Origin of the sequence: Paraburkholderia sp. MM6662-R1, from assembly GCF_050436245.1 — a bacterium.
GTDB classification, from domain to species: domain Bacteria; phylum Pseudomonadota; class Gammaproteobacteria; order Burkholderiales; family Burkholderiaceae; genus Paraburkholderia; species Paraburkholderia tuberum.
In genome coordinates, this window is the sequence record NZ_JBNDLV010000001.1 from 236,393 (window position 1) to 252,067 (window position 15,675).

Below are 15,675 nucleotides of genomic sequence, written 5' to 3' on the forward strand. Positions count from 1 at the left end.
TCCAAAAAACGTCTTTGTTGTAGCGGACGGCGTGGCGCATGCGCGCGCGGCGGTGCCGCTGACGCAATCGAACGCGAGCGCGAGATCGTCGTCGCGGCGCAGGCCGTAGCGCATCGCGTTCGCGCTCGGGCAGCGCGCCGAGACAGAACGCGTGACTAACCACCACTTGTCCCTGCATGCCGTGCGCGGCAACGCGATCGAGCAGCCCCGATTGCGGAAACGCGACGGTCGACACCTCGGCGCGCTTGCCGTCGGCGAGCCGCACGTGGGTGACCAGCGAGGCGTTCGTCGTGGGGCGCGGGGCGGTCGTGGTCATGGGCGGCGGGCAAGGGGAATGAACGGGATGAAAGGGGTGAACGGCCGGTGCGTTGATGCAACCCGCGATGCTACGCTTAGACGATAATAAATCCGCCCCCGTTACGGCAAATACAGCGTGAATTAATCCGGAAATTCGGCGCGGCGAGATTGCGGCGCGAGGCCGCGCCGACCGGCAAAATCCAAGGCCGGACGGCGGTTCACGGTATACTCCCGCGTAACTTGCCTGATCGCCATGCTTGCCCGTTACTCAGCTGTTACCCCCAAAATCTCCCCGTACGTCGAGTTTAACGCTACTGCTTATGAGTACAATCCTTGAAAGTCTTCCGATCGGCCAGAAGGTCGGTATCGCGTTTTCCGGCGGCCTCGACACTAGCGCCGCGCTGCACTGGATGCGCAAGAAGGGCGCCGTGCCGTATGCCTACACGGCCAACCTCGGTCAGCCCGACGAAGACGATTACGATTCGATCCCGCGTCGCGCCACGCAATATGGCGCCGAAGGCGCGCGCCTGATCGACTGCCGCGCGCAGCTGGTCGCGGAAGGTATCGCGGCGCTGCAGTGCGGCGCGTTTCATATCTCGACGGCGGGCGTCACCTACTTCAACACGACGCCGATCGGCCGCGCCGTGACCGGCACGATGCTGGTCGCCGCGATGAAGGACGACGGCGTCAACATCTGGGGCGACGGCAGCACGTACAAGGGCAACGACATCGAGCGTTTCTACCGCTACGGTCTGCTCGTGAACCCGGACCTGAAGATCTACAAGCCGTGGCTCGACCAGCTGTTCATCGACGAACTGGGCGGTCGTTCTGAAATGTCGGAATTCATGCGCCAGTCGGGCTTCGACTACAAGATGTCGGCCGAAAAGGCGTATTCGACCGACTCGAACCTGCTCGGCGCGACGCACGAAGCGAAGGACCTCGAAAGCCTCGAGTCCGGCATCAAGATCGTGAACCCGATCATGGGCGTCGCGTTCTGGCGCGACGACGTGCAGATCGCGAAAGAAGAAGTGACGGTCCGCTTCGAGGAAGGCCAGCCGGTCGCGCTGAACGGCCAGACGTTCCCGAACGCGCTCGAGCTGCTGCTCGAAGCGAACCGGATCGGCGGCCGTCACGGTCTCGGCATGAGCGATCAGATCGAGAACCGCATCATCGAGGCGAAGAGCCGCGGCATCTATGAAGCCCCGGGCCTCGCGCTGCTCAACATCGCATACGAGCGTCTGGTCACCGGCATCCACAACGAAGACACGATCGAGCAGTTCCGCGAGAACGGCCGCCGCCTCGGCCGTCTGCTGTACCAGGGCCGCTGGTTCGATCCGCAGGCGATCATGCTGCGCGAAACCGCGCAGCGCTGGGTCGCGCGCGCGATCACCGGCGAAGTGAGCGTCGAGCTGCGCCGCGGCAACGACTACTCGATCCTCAGCACGAAGTCGCCGAACCTCACGTATCAGCCCGAGCGTCTGTCGATGGAAAAGGTCGCATCGACGTTCTCGCCGCGCGACCGCATCGGCCAGCTGACGATGCGCAACCTCGACATCACCGACACGCGCGACAAGCTGCGCATCTACTCGCAGGTGGGCCTGCTGTCGTCGAACGAGACGTCGGCGCTGCCGCAGGTGAAGGGCGACAAGGAGTAAAGCGGCGCGTCTGATTACCTGAACGTCGCATCGATCGATGGGCCGGCTCGCGAGAGCCGGCCCATTTTCTTTGGGGCTCCCGGATGCACTCCGGCGCCTGGGCGCGATCCCACATTCTGTGCTCAAGTTTCGCGTGCCTATGCCGTTGACATAAGCTAAGCCCATTCTGGAACCCTTCCGTGCAACTCGCTTACAGTAACGACCGCCTCGCCAGCCGGATGCCAGTCGACTCGACCGCCGCCGGCGAACCCGAGGTCGAGTCTTCGGTCATCGAGTGGCTGTTGCACGACGACCAGGTGATGCGCGAGTGCTTTACGCATGCGGCGGAGATTCTGAAGAGCGTGACCGGCGCGGCAATTACCGCGATCGTGCTGCTCGACGAGGAGCATCAGCACTATCGCGCCGAGGTCGGCATGGCGATGCCGCTCGTCACGCGTGCGCGCTCGCTCGCCGACTACGCGGTGCGCGATGCCGACCTGTTCGTGATCGATGATGCGCACAACGACAGCCGCTTCGGCGAATGCATGCTCGTCAAGCGTCATCCGTTCGTGCGCTTTTACGCGGCGATCGCATTGCGCGCGCCGAACGGCGAGATCGTCGGCGCGCTGTGCGCGATGGACCCGGCGCCGGGCCGGCTCGATGCGGGCCGGCGCGGCGTGTTTTACCACCTGCGCGCGATGATCGAAAACGATCTGAAGATGCGCACGGCCACCGCGATCGATCCGCTCACCCAGTTGTACAACCGGCGCTTCCTGCTCGAAACCATCGCGCGCCGCTGGAAGGAGGCGCGCGACGGCGACGTGATGGGCTCGGTGGTCGTCGACGTCGACTGGTTCAAGCAGTACAACGACACCTACGGTCATCAGGCCGGCGATCACTGTCTGAATCTGGTTGCCTCCGTGATGCAGGCCGCCGCCGACAGCGAGCGCATCGTGGTCGGGCGCATGGGCGGCGAGGAGTTCGGAATGCTGGTGCTCGAAGCGCAACCATCGATGCTCGAAGACACGCTCGAAACGCTGCGCCAGCGCGTGGCGGACCTCGCGATCGAGCATCGCGCGTCGCCGCTTGGGGTGGTGACGGTCAGCATTGGCGCGTCGCTCACGCGTATCAGCGACCTGTCGCGACCCGCGCATCGCGACGGTTTCGCGAGCGCTGACCGTGCGTTGTATCGCTCGAAGCATCACGGACGAAATCGCGTGACGATGGCGTAGCGGGCGTTGGCGATTGCGTCGGTACGGCTCTATCTTCAGTCATGGCGCATTGCTTATAGGACCTTCGTCCCATTTTCACCCGTTGCCAGCGTGGCAATATGGATGCGCGTAGTGAACGTCGACGCAGTCGCCGGGTGCGGCAGCAGGGTGTTTTACGATGCGCATCATTCAAACGTTGCTGTACATCGCGGCGTTCTGCTCAGGCATGATCGTCGGCCCCGCGGCGTGCGTCGCCGCCCAAAGTGTCGCCGCGCAGCCGGCCGCCTCGTCGGCCCTCCCGGCATCCCCAACCGCCGCGGCGTCGGCTCCCGCAGCGCGCCGTATCGATCTCGGCAATCAACCGTTCACGGGCGATTTCGACGCCATGCTCGACCGGCGTCTGATCCGCGTGCTGGTTCCCTACAGTCGAACGCTCTATCTGAATGAGCAAGGTCACGAACGTGGGCTGACCGCCGGTCTCATGCGGGACTTCGAGCGTTATGTGAACAAGAAGTACCGGGCGACGCTCGGCAATCGTCCGCTCACCCTGGTCATCATTCCGACGACTCGCGACCAGTTGCTCCCGGGGCTGATAGCGGGCCGGGGCGACATCGCCGCGGGCAATCTGACGGTCACGGAGGTCCGCCTGAAGCAGGTCGACTTCGTGGCGCCGCGTGACCGGACAGCAGTACGCGAAGTGGTCGTGACCGGGCCGAAGTCGCCGGCCCTCGCGAAGCTCGACGATCTCAGCGGCAAGACGGTCCATGTGCGGCCCAGCAGCAGCTATTACGAGAGCCTGAACGCGTTGAACGCGCGTTTTGGCAAGGAAGGCAAAGCTCCGGTGAAACTCGTGCCGCTGCCCGACGCGCTCGAGGACGAGGATGCAATGGAGATGCTCAATGTCGGGCTGCTCCAGATCCTCGTCGTGGACGACTGGAAGGCAAAGGTATGGGCGCCGGTACTGGCTGGAATCGTCGTGCATAACGACATTTCGGTGCGCGACGCAGGCTACATCGGCTGGGCGGTGCGCTTCAAGAGCCCCAAACTGCAGGACGCGATCAACGACTTCTACCTGAATTACGTGAAGAAGCAGAGTGTCGCGGAAGTCCGCCTGCAGCAGGAAATGAAGCGCATCAAGCAGATCTCCAACAATACGGAGTCAGCGGAGCTGAAGCGGTTCGGGCAGACGGTCGGTCTTTTCGAAAAATACGGTGCGCAGTACCGCTTCGATCCGCTTTTGCTGGCGGCTCAAGGCTATCAGGAATCCCAGCTGAACCAGAGCGCCCGCAGTCACGTTGGCGCAATCGGGATCATGCAGTTGATGCCAGCCACGGGGAAGGAACTTGCGGTTGGCGACATCAGGGTGGCGGAGTCCAACATACATGCGGGAGCGAAATATCTCGATGTGCTGATGGCCCGTTACTTTCCCGATGCTCACTTCTCGGAACGGGACCGCTCGCTGTTCGCATTCGCAAGCTACAACGCAGGACCCGCAAAGATCGCCAGAATGCGCAAGGAAGCGGCGGCGCGCGGTCTCGATCCTAACAAGTGGTTCAACAATGTCGAAATCGTAGTCGCCGAGAAAATCGGCATCGAACCAACGACGTACGTGCGCAATGTCTTTAAATATTACGTTGCGTACCGGCTCGTCCGGGAGGCCGAGGCTGCACGCGCTCGCGCTATCGGGCAGATGCGCAAGCAGGGCGGAGCGTGAGGGAAGCGGGCATCTGAAAGCGCTGTCGCAGCGCGGTGGGACTGGCCAAGCTTCCCTTCAACATTCCCGTGGAGATCGAGGCTCGCTCACGCCTCGCTCGATGCAAGCGCTCGAGCGTTCGCGACGGCCGGCGGCGCATACGTCGCCGAGAGCAGCTATTTCCAGGAGGACTGGCAAGCGGCGTATTGGGGGGCAACTCTGCACGTTTGCTGTCGATCAAGCAGCGTTACGACCCGCACGGAGTTTTCTTCGTTCGCCACGGTGTCGGCTCCGAAGACTGGAGCGACGACGGCTTCACCCGCATGGCCGATTCCGACTAGCCGGCCGGCTGTTTCGCCCGAATCCTGATGCTCGTTATGTAAGGGTATGACCGTGTATTGACTCCATAGAGAGGTCAATGCACGCTAGCGATGCATCGGTATCCGAAGCATCTCGTTCTGGCGAACCAGATGGAGCGGGGTCGGCAACAAGTTGGGTACCGCTGCCAATACAACGTCGTATAAATGACGGAGACAGAACAGATGACAACACCGAAAAAAATCCCGGCGGCCATGCGCAATCCATGGAGGCTCGGTACCGCGTTGACCGTGATGGCGTCCGCAATCGTGCTGGCGGGCTGTGGCAGCGGCAACGACGGGCTGCAACCGCCGCCGAGCAACGTGCTGCCTGGCTTCATCAAAAGCGCGGTGACGACGAAATCCTATGACGGCAACAGCGACGATCTGCTGACCGCGGGCCTCGGCAAGACCGGCCTCGCATCGGCGACGGCGCCGGCCATCGCGAATGCGGCGCAACCTACGGCCGCCGAATTGCGGCGTCTCGCGATCTGGTCGAACTATCGGGCGCTCGTCGACATGACGGCGAACGGCGGCTATGGACGCTTCTGGGGCCCCAACGTCGACCTGAACGGCAACGACACGCTCGGCGAAGGCAAGATCGCGGGCAAGGAATACCTCGCCTATGCCGATGACGGCAGCGGCGCGCAGAACGTTAGCCTGCTCGTGCAGATTCCCACGAGCTTCAATCCGGACCAACCGTGCATCGTCACCGCGACGTCGTCCGGTTCGCGCGGCGTGTACGGCGCGATTTCGGCGGCCGGCGAGTGGGGCCTGAAGCGCGGCTGCGCGGTGGCCTACACCGACAAGGGCGGCGGCAACGGCGCGCACGAGCTGTCGACGAATCGCGTGACGCTGATCGACGGCACGTTGCAGGATGCGACCGCCGCGGGCACGGCGAGCCTCTTCACCGCGAAGTAAAGCTCGGCAGCAGCACGCTGGCGGCGTTCAACGCGCAATTCCCGAACCGCTATGCGTTCAAGCATGCGCACTCGCAACAGAACCCCGAGCAGGACTGGGGCAAGAACACGTTGCAGGCGATCCAGTTTGCGTATTGGGCGCTCAACGATTCGTACGGCGCGTTGAATGGCTCGACGCGCACGGTGCGCTATGCGAGCGGCAGCATCACGACGATCGCCGCGTCGGTCAGCAACGGCGGCGGCGCGTCGCTCGCGGCGGCCGAGCAGGACACGTCGGGTCTCATCACGGCAGTGGTGGTCGGCGAGCCGCAGATCAATCTGCGGCTTGCGCCGCAGGTATCGGTCGCGCAGGGCGGCGTGCCGGTCGGCGCGTTCGGCAAACCGCTCGCCGATTACATGACGCTCGCGAACCTGCTGCAGCCGTGCGCCGCGCTCGCGCCCGCCGCGACCGGCGCGCCGTATCTGAGCGCGCTGCCGAGCGCGACCACCACCGCGCTGCGCACCGCGCGTTGCGCGTCGCTCGCGGCGGCCGGCGTGATCGCGGGAACGGATACGGTGACGCAGGCCAGCAACGCGCTCGCGCTGCTGCATCAGAACGGCTATCAGACCGACTCGGACCTGCTGCAAGCGCCGATGTGGGACTCGCAGGCGGTGCCGGCCGTCGCCGTGACCTATGCGAATGCGTATGCGCGCGCAAGTGTCGCCGACAACCTGTGCGACTTCAGCTTCGGCACCACCAGCGCGACTGGCGCAGCCGGCGTGACGCCGGCGGTGTCGCCGATGCTGACGGTGTTCGGCAACGGCAACGGCGTGCCGCCGACCAATGGCATCAACCTCGTCTACAACGCGGGCGCCTCCGGCGCGTTCGATCATCGGCTCGCGACCGCCGATGCGAGCTACGCGGGCGCCGCATGCCTGCGCGCGCGATGGACAAGCGGTTCGTTGAATGCCAGCGTCGATGCAATTCGCGTGAATGCGAATCTGCATGGCAAGCCGACCATCATCGTGCAAGGACGCGCGGATGCGCTGGTGCCGATCAATCACGCGTCGCGGCCGTATCTCGGATTGAACCAGGTGGTCGAGGGCAGCGCGAGCAAGCTGGCGCTGTACGAAGTCACGAACGGTCAGCACTTTGACGCGTTCCTCGGCGTCGCCGGTTTCGACACGCGTTTCGTGCCGTTGCATTACTACAATCTTCAGGCGCTCAACCTGATGTGGGCTCATCTGAAGAACGGCACGCCGTTGCCGCCGTCGCAGGTGATCCACACGATACCGCGCGGCGGCGTGCCCGGAGCCGCACCGGCGCTGACCACGGCCAACCTGCCGGCGATCGCGGCGAGCCCGGGTGTCAATGCGATTTCCGCAACGAATGGCGCCGTGAACGTGCCGAATTGAGCGGCGCGTGCTGAAGCAATGCGCGCACACAGGTATCCGCCTGGGTGCGCGTTGCTGTGCATCTGGACGCCGCACGAGCGGTGCCGAGCTTCGCGCCGCGCAACACGCTTTAGCCGCCGATCAGCTTCAACCCGACCGGCAGCGATTCGCCGAACACGCGACCTTCGTCGGCGTTATCGAGCGCGACGACTTCGCTGACCATCGTGACCCAGGCGCGCGGCGCGCTCGCCGCCTCGAGGCGTCGCACGACGCTCGCGCGCAGCGCGTCGGGCAGATCGCGCGAGCGGTCGCCGGTCTTGCGGGCGATCTGGACGGCCGCGAAGGCGGCGGGGTCGACCTTCTTCCAGTCGAGCGCGACGATCGCATCGAGCCATTGCGCGGCGACCTCGGGCGGCACGACGCTATGCGCGCTGCCGTAAAACGGCTGGCGTGCGCCGATCCGTCCCACCGCCCACCAGCTTTGATGGTTTTCCGCGGGCTTTTTCAGGCGCGCGAGCACCGCCTCGCCGAGTTCGATCTTGCGTTCGGCCGGAATCCGTTCGAGCGATGCGGACAGGCGCACCATATCGGCGAAGCCGGTCTTCGCGACATCGAACGGCAGCTTGTGACGCGATTGCGCGGCCTTCTGCAGATAGTCCATCGCGTCGAGCACGCGCAACTGAGCATCTTCGCCGAGGCCGCCGGCCGCGCGGCGCCACAGCGTCCACCATTCCGACCATACCTGGCTGTCGCTCACGTACTGGATGCCATCGTCGAACAGCGTCCACAGTTGCTCGACGCGCCATTCGTCGAGCGGATAACCGAAGCCGGGCCGCACGCAATAGCCGGCCAGATTCAGCCACAGCCTTTCGTGATCGGCCGAGCGGCGGCGGCGGCGCGTGCGCTCCCACAGCGCGCCGAACAGTTCGCGCAGCAACGCGCTGTTCCAGCTGTCGCGCGGGCCGAGCAGATGTTCGAGCTGCGCGCGCAGTCGTTTGATCTCCTTCGGGTCGACGTTTTGCGCGCGGGCGCCGAAGCAACGGTCGATCAGTTCGATCGCGCGATCGAGCGCCGGGTGGCGTTGCGGTGCGCCCTCGGCGGATAGCTCCACCTGCGCGTCGGCGTGGCGCAGCTGGAATTCGAGCAGCCAGCGTTGCGACGGCTCGTCGAGCTCGATGCAATGGACGTCGAGCGTTCCGACCTCGGTCAGCGACGTCGCGATGCGCACGGCGGTTTCGCGAGCGCGATGGCCGTCGCGTGGCTGGACGATCGTCGCGATCGGCGGCAGGCGCACGAAGTCGCCGCCCGCGAGGTCGACCAGTTCGCCGGGCTGATAGGCGGTGTCCGCGCTCGACGACACCAGGTGAAAGCGCACCGGATGCCCGAGCCGCAGCGCGAACGTGCGCTCCGCGATCAGAATCTCATGACCTTCCTCGGTGCCGCGCGGCAGCAGGCAGATGCCGCGTTGCGCCGGCGCCGCGTCCGGCTCGGCGTTGTCTTTGCCGGCCGGCGTTTCGTCGAGCACCAGAAAATAGCTGCGCGGCGAACCGCCGCCGATTTTCGGCGCGAAGCCCGCGCGCGCGAGCGTATAGGCGACCGCGCCGCGCGCGACCGCGACGTCGGGGTTGTCGTTGTGCAGCATGTTGAGCGGCGCGCCGCGCCACCCGCCGAGCGTGTCGGCCAGACGCCGCGACAGCGCGTCGGCGCGGAACACGCCGCCGTTGAGCAGCAGCGTGTCGGGAACGGGCAGGGCGGCTGTGCCGGATGCGTCCGGCGTGCTGGAATCCGCCCCCAGGGCCTTGCGCGACTGCGCGGCGAAACGTTCGAGAAATGCCGCGATATGCCGCGTGACCGCCGCATCGGTCGCGTACGGCAGGCCGAATTCGACGATCGCGCCGCGCGGCCGGCCCGGACGCTCATCGGCGGCCACCCGCGGCAAGAAACCATCGACGATGATCTTCTCGACCTCGTCGCGCGTGACCTGCGTCGTGCGCGCGCCGCCGATCAGCTTCGAGCCCGCGCCGAGCAAGGTGACCGGCGCCGACTCGGGCGCCTGCGCGCCGAGCAATTGCTCCTTCGCGACGCGGCATCGCTCGACCAGCTGCGACAGGCTCGCCGCCGATAGCCGTTGCGGCGCCTGCGCACCGCCGCCGGCATCACCCAACAGCCGCGCCTCGACCAGATGCGCGAGCGCGAGGTCCATGTTGTCGCCGCCGAGCATCAGATGATTGCCGACACCGACGCGCGTCAGGCGCGGCTCGCCGTCGTCGGACAGGCCGACTTCGATCAGCGTCAGATCGGTGGTGCCGCCGCCGATGTCGCAGATCAGCACGAGCCGGGTGTCCGCCAACTCGTCGGCAAGCGTGTCGCGATGCCGGAACAGCCAGTCGTAGAACGCGGCCTGCGGCTCTTCGAGCAGCCGCAGCGACGGCAGCCCCGCGAGCCGCGCCGCTTCGACGGTCAACGCGCGCGCGCCTTCGTCGAACGAAGCGGGCACCGTCAGCACGACGTCCTGCTGTTCGAGCGGCGCCTTCGGAAAGTGCTGGTTCCATGCGGCTCGCACGTGCGCGAGGTAGCTCGCGCTCGCCTCGAGCGGCGAAATCTTGCGGACGTCGTCGGGCGCGCCCCACGGCAGGATCGGCGCGACGCGATCGACCGACGCGTGCGACAGCCAGCTTTTCGCGCTGGCGACGAGCCGCCCCGGCACCTGCGCGCCGAGCAGCCGCGCGAGCCGGCCGACCACGACCGGCTGCGCGGCGTCCCCGCCTCGACTCGCCGCCGCGCTCGCGGCGGACCACGGCAACTGCAGATCGGCCGCGCTCAGTTCGCCATCGGCCGCCTGATAGCGCACCGACGGCAACAGCGGCCGAGCGGCGACTTCGCCGGGGCTCACGAGTTGCTCGATCTCGAACACACGAATCTGCTGCGATCCGGCTTGCGCGTACGCGAGCACCGTGTTGCTGGTGCCCAGATCGATGCCGACGCTGTACCGCTTCATGTCAATCACGCATTCGCGTTGCCGCGCACGTCGAATTCGACTTTCCAGCGCTCGTCGGAGCCGCGCGGGATCGCTTCGAGTTCGAGCGTGCCCGCTTCGGTCACACGCGCGTGCAGCTTCACCGGCACGACTTCGCCGGCGGTGCGGCCGGCCGCCGGCAGCGTCGCCTCGATTTCCTCGAGTTCCTGCAACTCCTCGGGGCCCCAGTAATCGAGCAGCGTGCCGACCTGATCCTGACGACGCACCGACGAGCCGAAGAAGCGGAAATGCACGGGCTCGCCGACGACCAGCCCGAACTCCTGCGCGGGCAGCTCGGCGTCGGTGCCTTCTTCCATGCCGAACGGCGCGACGCACAGCGCCTGCACCGGCGGCTCGAGCCCGGGCACGGCCGGCATCGCCGATTCGATCGCGATGTAGTACGCGCGCGCGGTGCCGCCGCGAATCCGCACGCCGCGGCCGCGCCGCACGTAGCCGTAGTAGGCCGCGCCGCGCGCGACCGCCAGATCGAGGTCCGCGCCTTCGAGCAGACGGGCCGGCGCCGCGCCTTCGGTCGCGAGCCAGCCGTTCAGCGTGCCCATGATCCGTTCGACCAGCAGCGTCGACTTGAACACGCCGCCGTTGAACAGCATCGCGGTCGGATGCAGGAAGCTCGCGTTGGGCGCGACATGTTCGCGCAGCCCTTCGAGTTCCGCCAGCGCGCCGACCTGACGCCCGAGGAACGCCGCCAGATGCCGCGTGATGCCCGCGTCCTGCGCATACGGCAGGCCGAGCTGCGTCAGACCGACCCGCGCGCGGCTCACCGGACGCGCGGCGCTGTCGACCTGCGGGAAGAAGCCGTCGAGGATCGTCTGTGTCAGTTCGGCGCGCGTCAGCTCGGTGCGGATCGAGCCGCCGATCAGCTTCGAGCCGCGGCTCGGCACGACGAGCGGCACGGTGTCGGTGGCGGGGTCGCTGAGCAGCGTTTCCTTCGCCGCGCGGCACGCGTAGGTGAGCGCGCGCAGTTGCCACGCGTCGGCTTGGGTACCCTGCGCGGCGAGCTTGCGCGCGACCACGTGCGCGAGCGCGAGGTCCATGTTGTCGCCGCCGAGCAGGATGTGATCGCCGACCGCGACGCGATGCAGTTCGAGATTGCCGTCGCGCTCGATCACCGCGATCAGCGACAGGTCGGTCGTGCCGCCGCCGACGTCGACGACGAGGATGATGTCGCCGATCTTGACCTGCTTGCGCCACTGCCCGCCGCTCTTCTGGATCCAGCTATAGAGCGCCGCCTGCGGCTCTTCGAGCAGCGTCATGCGCGTGAAGCCGGCGGCCTCGGCGGCCTCCGCCGTCAGCTCGCGCGCCGCGGGGTCGAACGACGCGGGGATCGTCACGGTGACGTCCTGCTCGCCGAACGGCGCGTCCGGATGCGCGTGGTCCCATGCTTCGCGCAGGTGCGTCAGGTAGCGCACCGAGCTTTCCAGCGGCGACACGCGCGCGACTTCGGGCGGCGCATCGTTCGGCAGAATGCCTGCGCGCCGGTCGACGCCCGGATGGCACAGCCAGCTTTTCGCGCTCGACACGAGCCGGATCGGGGTGCCGGCGCCGCGGCTGCGCGCGAATTCGCCGACCGCGAATTCGCGCTGGCCGGTCCACGGCAGGTAGAGGTCGCCGGAGGCCAGTTCGTCGGGATGCGGCAGGTATAGGAACGAGGGCAGCAGCGGCAGATTATCGATTGCGCCGGGGCCCGTGAGCTGGACGATCGACAGCACGTCCTGGGTGGTTTTCTCATCGTCGCTCGCGTGCGTGTCCACGTAGGACAACGCGCAGTGCGTGGTGCCGAGATCGATGCCGATCGAATAGCGTGCGTCGCTCATAGCTCCACCTCCGCCGGTGCGATGACTTTTGCGTTATGACCGTCCGCCAGCTTCGGCAGACGCACATCCTCGACGCGCCAGCCGCGATGGCTGATGCTGCCGTTGAACGGCGCACTGCCGACCACGTTGCCGGTCAACCGGACCGAGCTCGCGTCGAAGCCTGCGGGCAGCGTCACGCGGCTGCCTTCGGCTTCGTCGCGCACCGGGCGGATCGTGAAGTGCTCGCGCAGCGTCGCGCGGCAGCCTTCGTGCACGAGGCGCGCGGCCGCGCCGATGTCGGCGTCGCTATAGGCCTTGATGTCTTCCTCGACGAAATCGATGAAGCGCGCGTCGCGTTGCAGCAGGCCGAGCAGTTGCAGCGCGGCGTCGGGGGAGGCCTCCTTCAGCACCGGCGCGGGTTGCGGCTTCGGTTGCGGGGCGGCGGCGGGGGCTGGGGTTGGGGTTGGCGTGGCGGCGGGGGCGGCTGCCGGGGCCGCGCCGATCTTTTCGCCGTTGCGCAGGCGCAGGACGTCGGCGGCGAAGTCGCCATTGCCGAGAATGCTGAAAAACGTGCCGACGGCCAGCGAAATGCGGCCGAGGAAGGATGGATTCGAATCGCTCATAAAGGCTCCTGATCTGCTCTGTTGGGGACGAGCGGTCCTCGCCGCGCCGCGTGTGCCGGGCAGCGAAGCTGACGGGCCGGGCGGGGCTGTGATGTTGCGGGTCGGCGCGCCGCCCGGGGCGACGATGCAACCGCCGGGCCCGAAAACGGTTTGGGGACGCTTCGCGACCGGGTCGGCCGCGCGTGCGGCGCGCGCAAAACCCGTATTTTGCCTTGCGGCGCGCCCGACGCGGGCAAAGCCGGCAATTCTAGCGGGCAATGGGGTGGGATTGGCGGGGAGTTGGGGGAAGCGGGCGATGCAGGAAGGCGCTTTGGCAGCGCGCCTATCAGCGACGTTACGACTTCTTCGGATCCTTCGACACCCGCTTTGCCGATGGTGCGGGCGCGGGCCTGACCGGCCCGGCGACGTGCATGACGGCGCGGCGCGGTTGTCCGTGCGCGGCCGTCGCGGGCGCAGACCTGACCGGTCTGGCGGCGTGCCTGTCGGCTCGCGGCGGCTGTTCGTGCGCGGCCATCGCCGGCGCGGGGCCGCCCGGTTGCCCGAGCGGCGGATGCGCGCCGCCCGGATGCTCGCCGCCGCCGGGATGCTCCGGCAGATGACCGTCATGGCTCGCCATCACGCGATGCAGTTCCTCACGGCGATGGAAAACCTCGGCGCGATGATCGCCATGAGCATAGAACTGGCGATGCCGGACGCCGTCCCGGCCGACGACCCAGATATACGTATCGCCGCCGACGAGCACCACATCGCGATCGACCACATTGACGACGTACACATCGGTCGGCAACGGCTGATACGCGGTCACGCTCACTTCGTTGACCCGGTTCGGGGCGCTGACGAGCCGGCCTTGCCCACTGGTCACGCAGCCCGCGAGAAAGGTAGCGCACGCAGCCGACGCCAACAGCGCGTTGGTGATGGTTTTCAAGTTCATTCCCCGGTTTGTATTGGTTATTTGTCGAGCGACGCCCGTTTAACGGTCGGCGTTTTGCATTCTTGAGATATGAATCGACGACCAGGGAAACGAGCGGGTAAACGAGCGGGGAAACGCGCAGGCGCAAGCGCATGCCCGGCGCGCATCGCCTGATGAATTGATCCAACTGGGAAATGGAAAGACATAACGCAAAAATTCCGGCGGCGAGTTTCAGCCGCCCGATCCGCGCCTAATTGCCGCCCGCATTGCCGTCTTCAGACTTCGCGTCGTCCCAGTTCATCCGGTGTCGATTAACGGTCTCGGTATGCCGCGCGTCGTCCTCGGTGTGGAGGTAAAGACTGGTCGTGTTCAGCGAAACGTGGCCGAGGTTGTCGCGGATCGTGCGCAGATCGACGCCGCCGTCCGCCTGATGCGAACCGGCCGTATGCCGCAGCCAATGCGCCGACGCGCGCTCGAGCTCGTCGGCGCGATCGGCGAATTCGGGACCGCGCGCACGCAGCCACTTGGCCGCGCCCGCGAAGATGCGCTTGATCGCGTCGTGAATCGCCGAGCGCGACAGGCAGCGGTTGCGGCCCTTGAACGGCAGCACGAGCGGCGTTTCCTCGGCGCGGGTCGGCAGGGCGGCGAGGCCATTGAGCGTGCGGTAGCCGCGCAGCTCCTGAACCAGTTCGGCCGACACCGGCACGATGCGTTCCTTCTCGCCCTTGCCGAGCGTTTCGAGCCACCACTGGTCCTGACCATCGGCGCCGAGCCTTCTGAAGAACTGGCCCATCTGCCCGCCGGCCACCTCGGAAATGCGCATGCCCTGCAAATAGAACAGCGTGGTCAGCCAGCGGCAACGCGCGTAGTACGCGCGTTGCGCATCGGTATCTTGCGGCAGCTGCTCGACGAACAGCTTCACTTCGTCCCACAGCGAGGTCGACAGATAGCGGGTGACGCGTGGCGCCGAGCGCTTCGCGCGTTGTCGCAGGAGCGCCATCGGATTGCCGCGCAGATAGCCGGCGTTGACGAGCCACGTGAACATCGCGTTCAGGATGATCAGCGCCTGGCGCTGGCTGGCGGGCGACAGCGGCCCGTTGAACGGCCGCCAGCGTGCGTCGCCGCGCGCGTACTTGCCGCCGTTCGCCGACACCCAGCGCGCGGCCGGCTGCGGATCGGCGATGAACGCCTTGAACAGCAGCAGATCCTCGTGCGTCAGCGACGACAGCGGCTTGCCGAGCTGCACGACGGCCCACAGCAGCAGCCGCTCCGCTTCCTTGCGGTAGTTGTCGAAGGTGGTCTTGGTGTCCGCGTAATTGGACAGCCAGGCGCGCACGGCGTCGAGGTCGTTGCGCGCCGATAGCTGCGAGTTTTCCGCCGCGCCGCGATTGGTGCCGTCGCGGCCATCGAGCAGTTCCGGCACGACGAGCGATTCGACGGGCTGGACGGTGGCGAGCTCAGCGTTCGGGGCAGCTTTCGGCACGGCTTTGGACACGGTTCGGGACACTCCTCGGGCGCACGCCGGTTGGCGTCATTCTGCTCCGCTCAGGTGCTCTCAGAAGCGCTTGCCTGAAAAGAAAGCAGTGCCCACTCTGTTGCGGACGAAACGCGAAACCCTATCACACAGTCGGCTGCGCCTGGCGCAAAACAGCCGAGTGCGCTCAAGCTTCGACGCGGTGACGATCGATCGGCATATAGTGATGCAGGGTGGCGCTCTTTTTCCGCCCGCTATAGTCGCCGTCTATTAGTGGCATTGCCGTATTCGAATTCTATTGAACTTTGTCCTCGCCTATATTCGAATAGGAGTGGAGCGCCGACCGGAGTCAG

At 66.4% G+C, this 15,675-nt stretch carries 9 protein-coding genes and 2 pseudogenes; 5 read left to right on the forward strand and 6 right to left on the reverse strand.

Features of this window, described 5'->3' with window-relative positions:
• Nucleotides 1-36: 36 nt before the first annotated feature.
• A pseudogene (locus tag OKW39_RS01020) lies at nucleotides 37-223 on the reverse strand (cytosine deaminase); the annotation flags it as partial.
• Between the two features lie 394 nt (nucleotides 224-617).
• On the opposite strand from OKW39_RS01020, the gene argG reads away from it, so the two are divergent.
• From argG to OKW39_RS01045, 5 genes and pseudogenes are all read left to right on the forward strand, one after another.
• Complete coding sequence (gene argG, locus OKW39_RS01025; RefSeq protein ID WP_429561844.1) at nucleotides 618-1,952, forward strand: argininosuccinate synthase; 1,335 nt, start codon at nucleotides 618-620, stop codon at nucleotides 1,950-1,952.
• A gap of 179 nt (nucleotides 1,953-2,131) precedes the next feature.
• Nucleotides 2,132-3,163, forward strand: a complete 1,032-nt coding sequence (locus OKW39_RS01030) for a sensor domain-containing diguanylate cyclase (RefSeq protein WP_429361010.1) — start codon at nucleotides 2,132-2,134, stop codon at nucleotides 3,161-3,163.
• A 157-nt stretch (nucleotides 3,164-3,320) separates the two neighbouring features.
• Complete coding sequence (locus tag OKW39_RS01035) at nucleotides 3,321-4,856, forward strand: transglycosylase SLT domain-containing protein (protein WP_429561845.1); 1,536 nt, start codon at nucleotides 3,321-3,323, stop codon at nucleotides 4,854-4,856.
• Between the two features lie 68 nt (nucleotides 4,857-4,924).
• The gene (locus tag OKW39_RS01040) at nucleotides 4,925-5,176 is read left to right on the forward strand and encodes a BBE domain-containing protein (RefSeq protein WP_429363697.1); all 252 of its coding nucleotides are present in this window, start codon (nucleotides 4,925-4,927) and stop codon (nucleotides 5,174-5,176) included.
• A gap of 231 nt (nucleotides 5,177-5,407) precedes the next feature.
• A pseudogene (locus OKW39_RS01045) lies at nucleotides 5,408-7,506 on the forward strand (D-(-)-3-hydroxybutyrate oligomer hydrolase).
• Nucleotides 7,507-7,615: 109 nt separating this feature from the next.
• Here OKW39_RS01045 and OKW39_RS01050 read toward each other — a convergent pair.
• The 5 genes from OKW39_RS01050 to OKW39_RS01070 form a co-directional block, all read right to left on the reverse strand.
• Entirely contained in the window at nucleotides 7,616-10,483 is a 2,868-nt protein-coding gene (locus OKW39_RS01050; protein ID WP_429561846.1) for an Hsp70 family protein, read from the reverse strand.
• Nucleotides 10,484-10,488: 5 nt separating this feature from the next.
• Nucleotides 10,489-12,336: an Hsp70 family protein gene (locus OKW39_RS01055; RefSeq protein WP_429561847.1), complete on the reverse strand. Its 1,848-nt coding sequence runs from the start codon at nucleotides 12,334-12,336 to the stop codon at nucleotides 10,489-10,491.
• Nucleotides 12,333-12,938 carry a DUF2760 domain-containing protein gene (locus OKW39_RS01060; protein ID WP_429561848.1) on the reverse strand — a complete coding sequence of 202 codons (606 nt, stop codon included), beginning with the start codon at nucleotides 12,936-12,938 and terminating at the stop codon, nucleotides 12,333-12,335. The genes OKW39_RS01055 and OKW39_RS01060 overlap by 4 nt, the downstream gene beginning before the upstream one ends.
• Nucleotides 12,939-13,272: 334 nt before the next feature.
• Complete coding sequence (locus OKW39_RS01065; RefSeq protein WP_429561849.1) at nucleotides 13,273-13,869, reverse strand: hypothetical protein; 597 nt, start codon at nucleotides 13,867-13,869, stop codon at nucleotides 13,273-13,275.
• Between the two features lie 229 nt (nucleotides 13,870-14,098).
• Entirely contained in the window at nucleotides 14,099-15,343 is a 1,245-nt protein-coding gene (locus tag OKW39_RS01070; protein ID WP_429561850.1) for a tyrosine-type recombinase/integrase, read from the reverse strand.
• Nucleotides 15,344-15,675: the final 332 nt, after the last annotated feature.

Bases quoted from the DNA above. Each gene is read 5' to 3' on its own strand.
- argG (WP_429561844.1), top strand. From the start codon at position 618: ATGAGTACAATCCTTGAAAGTCTTCCGATCGGCCAGAAGGTCGGTATC.
- OKW39_RS01035 (WP_429561845.1), top strand. From the start codon at position 3,321: ATGCGCATCATTCAAACGTTGCTGTACATCGCGGCGTTCTGCTCAGGC.
- OKW39_RS01050 (WP_429561846.1), bottom strand. From the start codon at position 10,483: ATGAAGCGGTACAGCGTCGGCATCGATCTGGGCACCAGCAACACGGTG.
- OKW39_RS01055 (WP_429561847.1), bottom strand. From the start codon at position 12,336: ATGAGCGACGCACGCTATTCGATCGGCATCGATCTCGGCACCACGCAC.
- OKW39_RS01060 (WP_429561848.1), bottom strand. From the start codon at position 12,938: ATGAGCGATTCGAATCCATCCTTCCTCGGCCGCATTTCGCTGGCCGTC.
- OKW39_RS01065 (WP_429561849.1), bottom strand. From the start codon at position 13,869: ATGAACTTGAAAACCATCACCAACGCGCTGTTGGCGTCGGCTGCGTGC.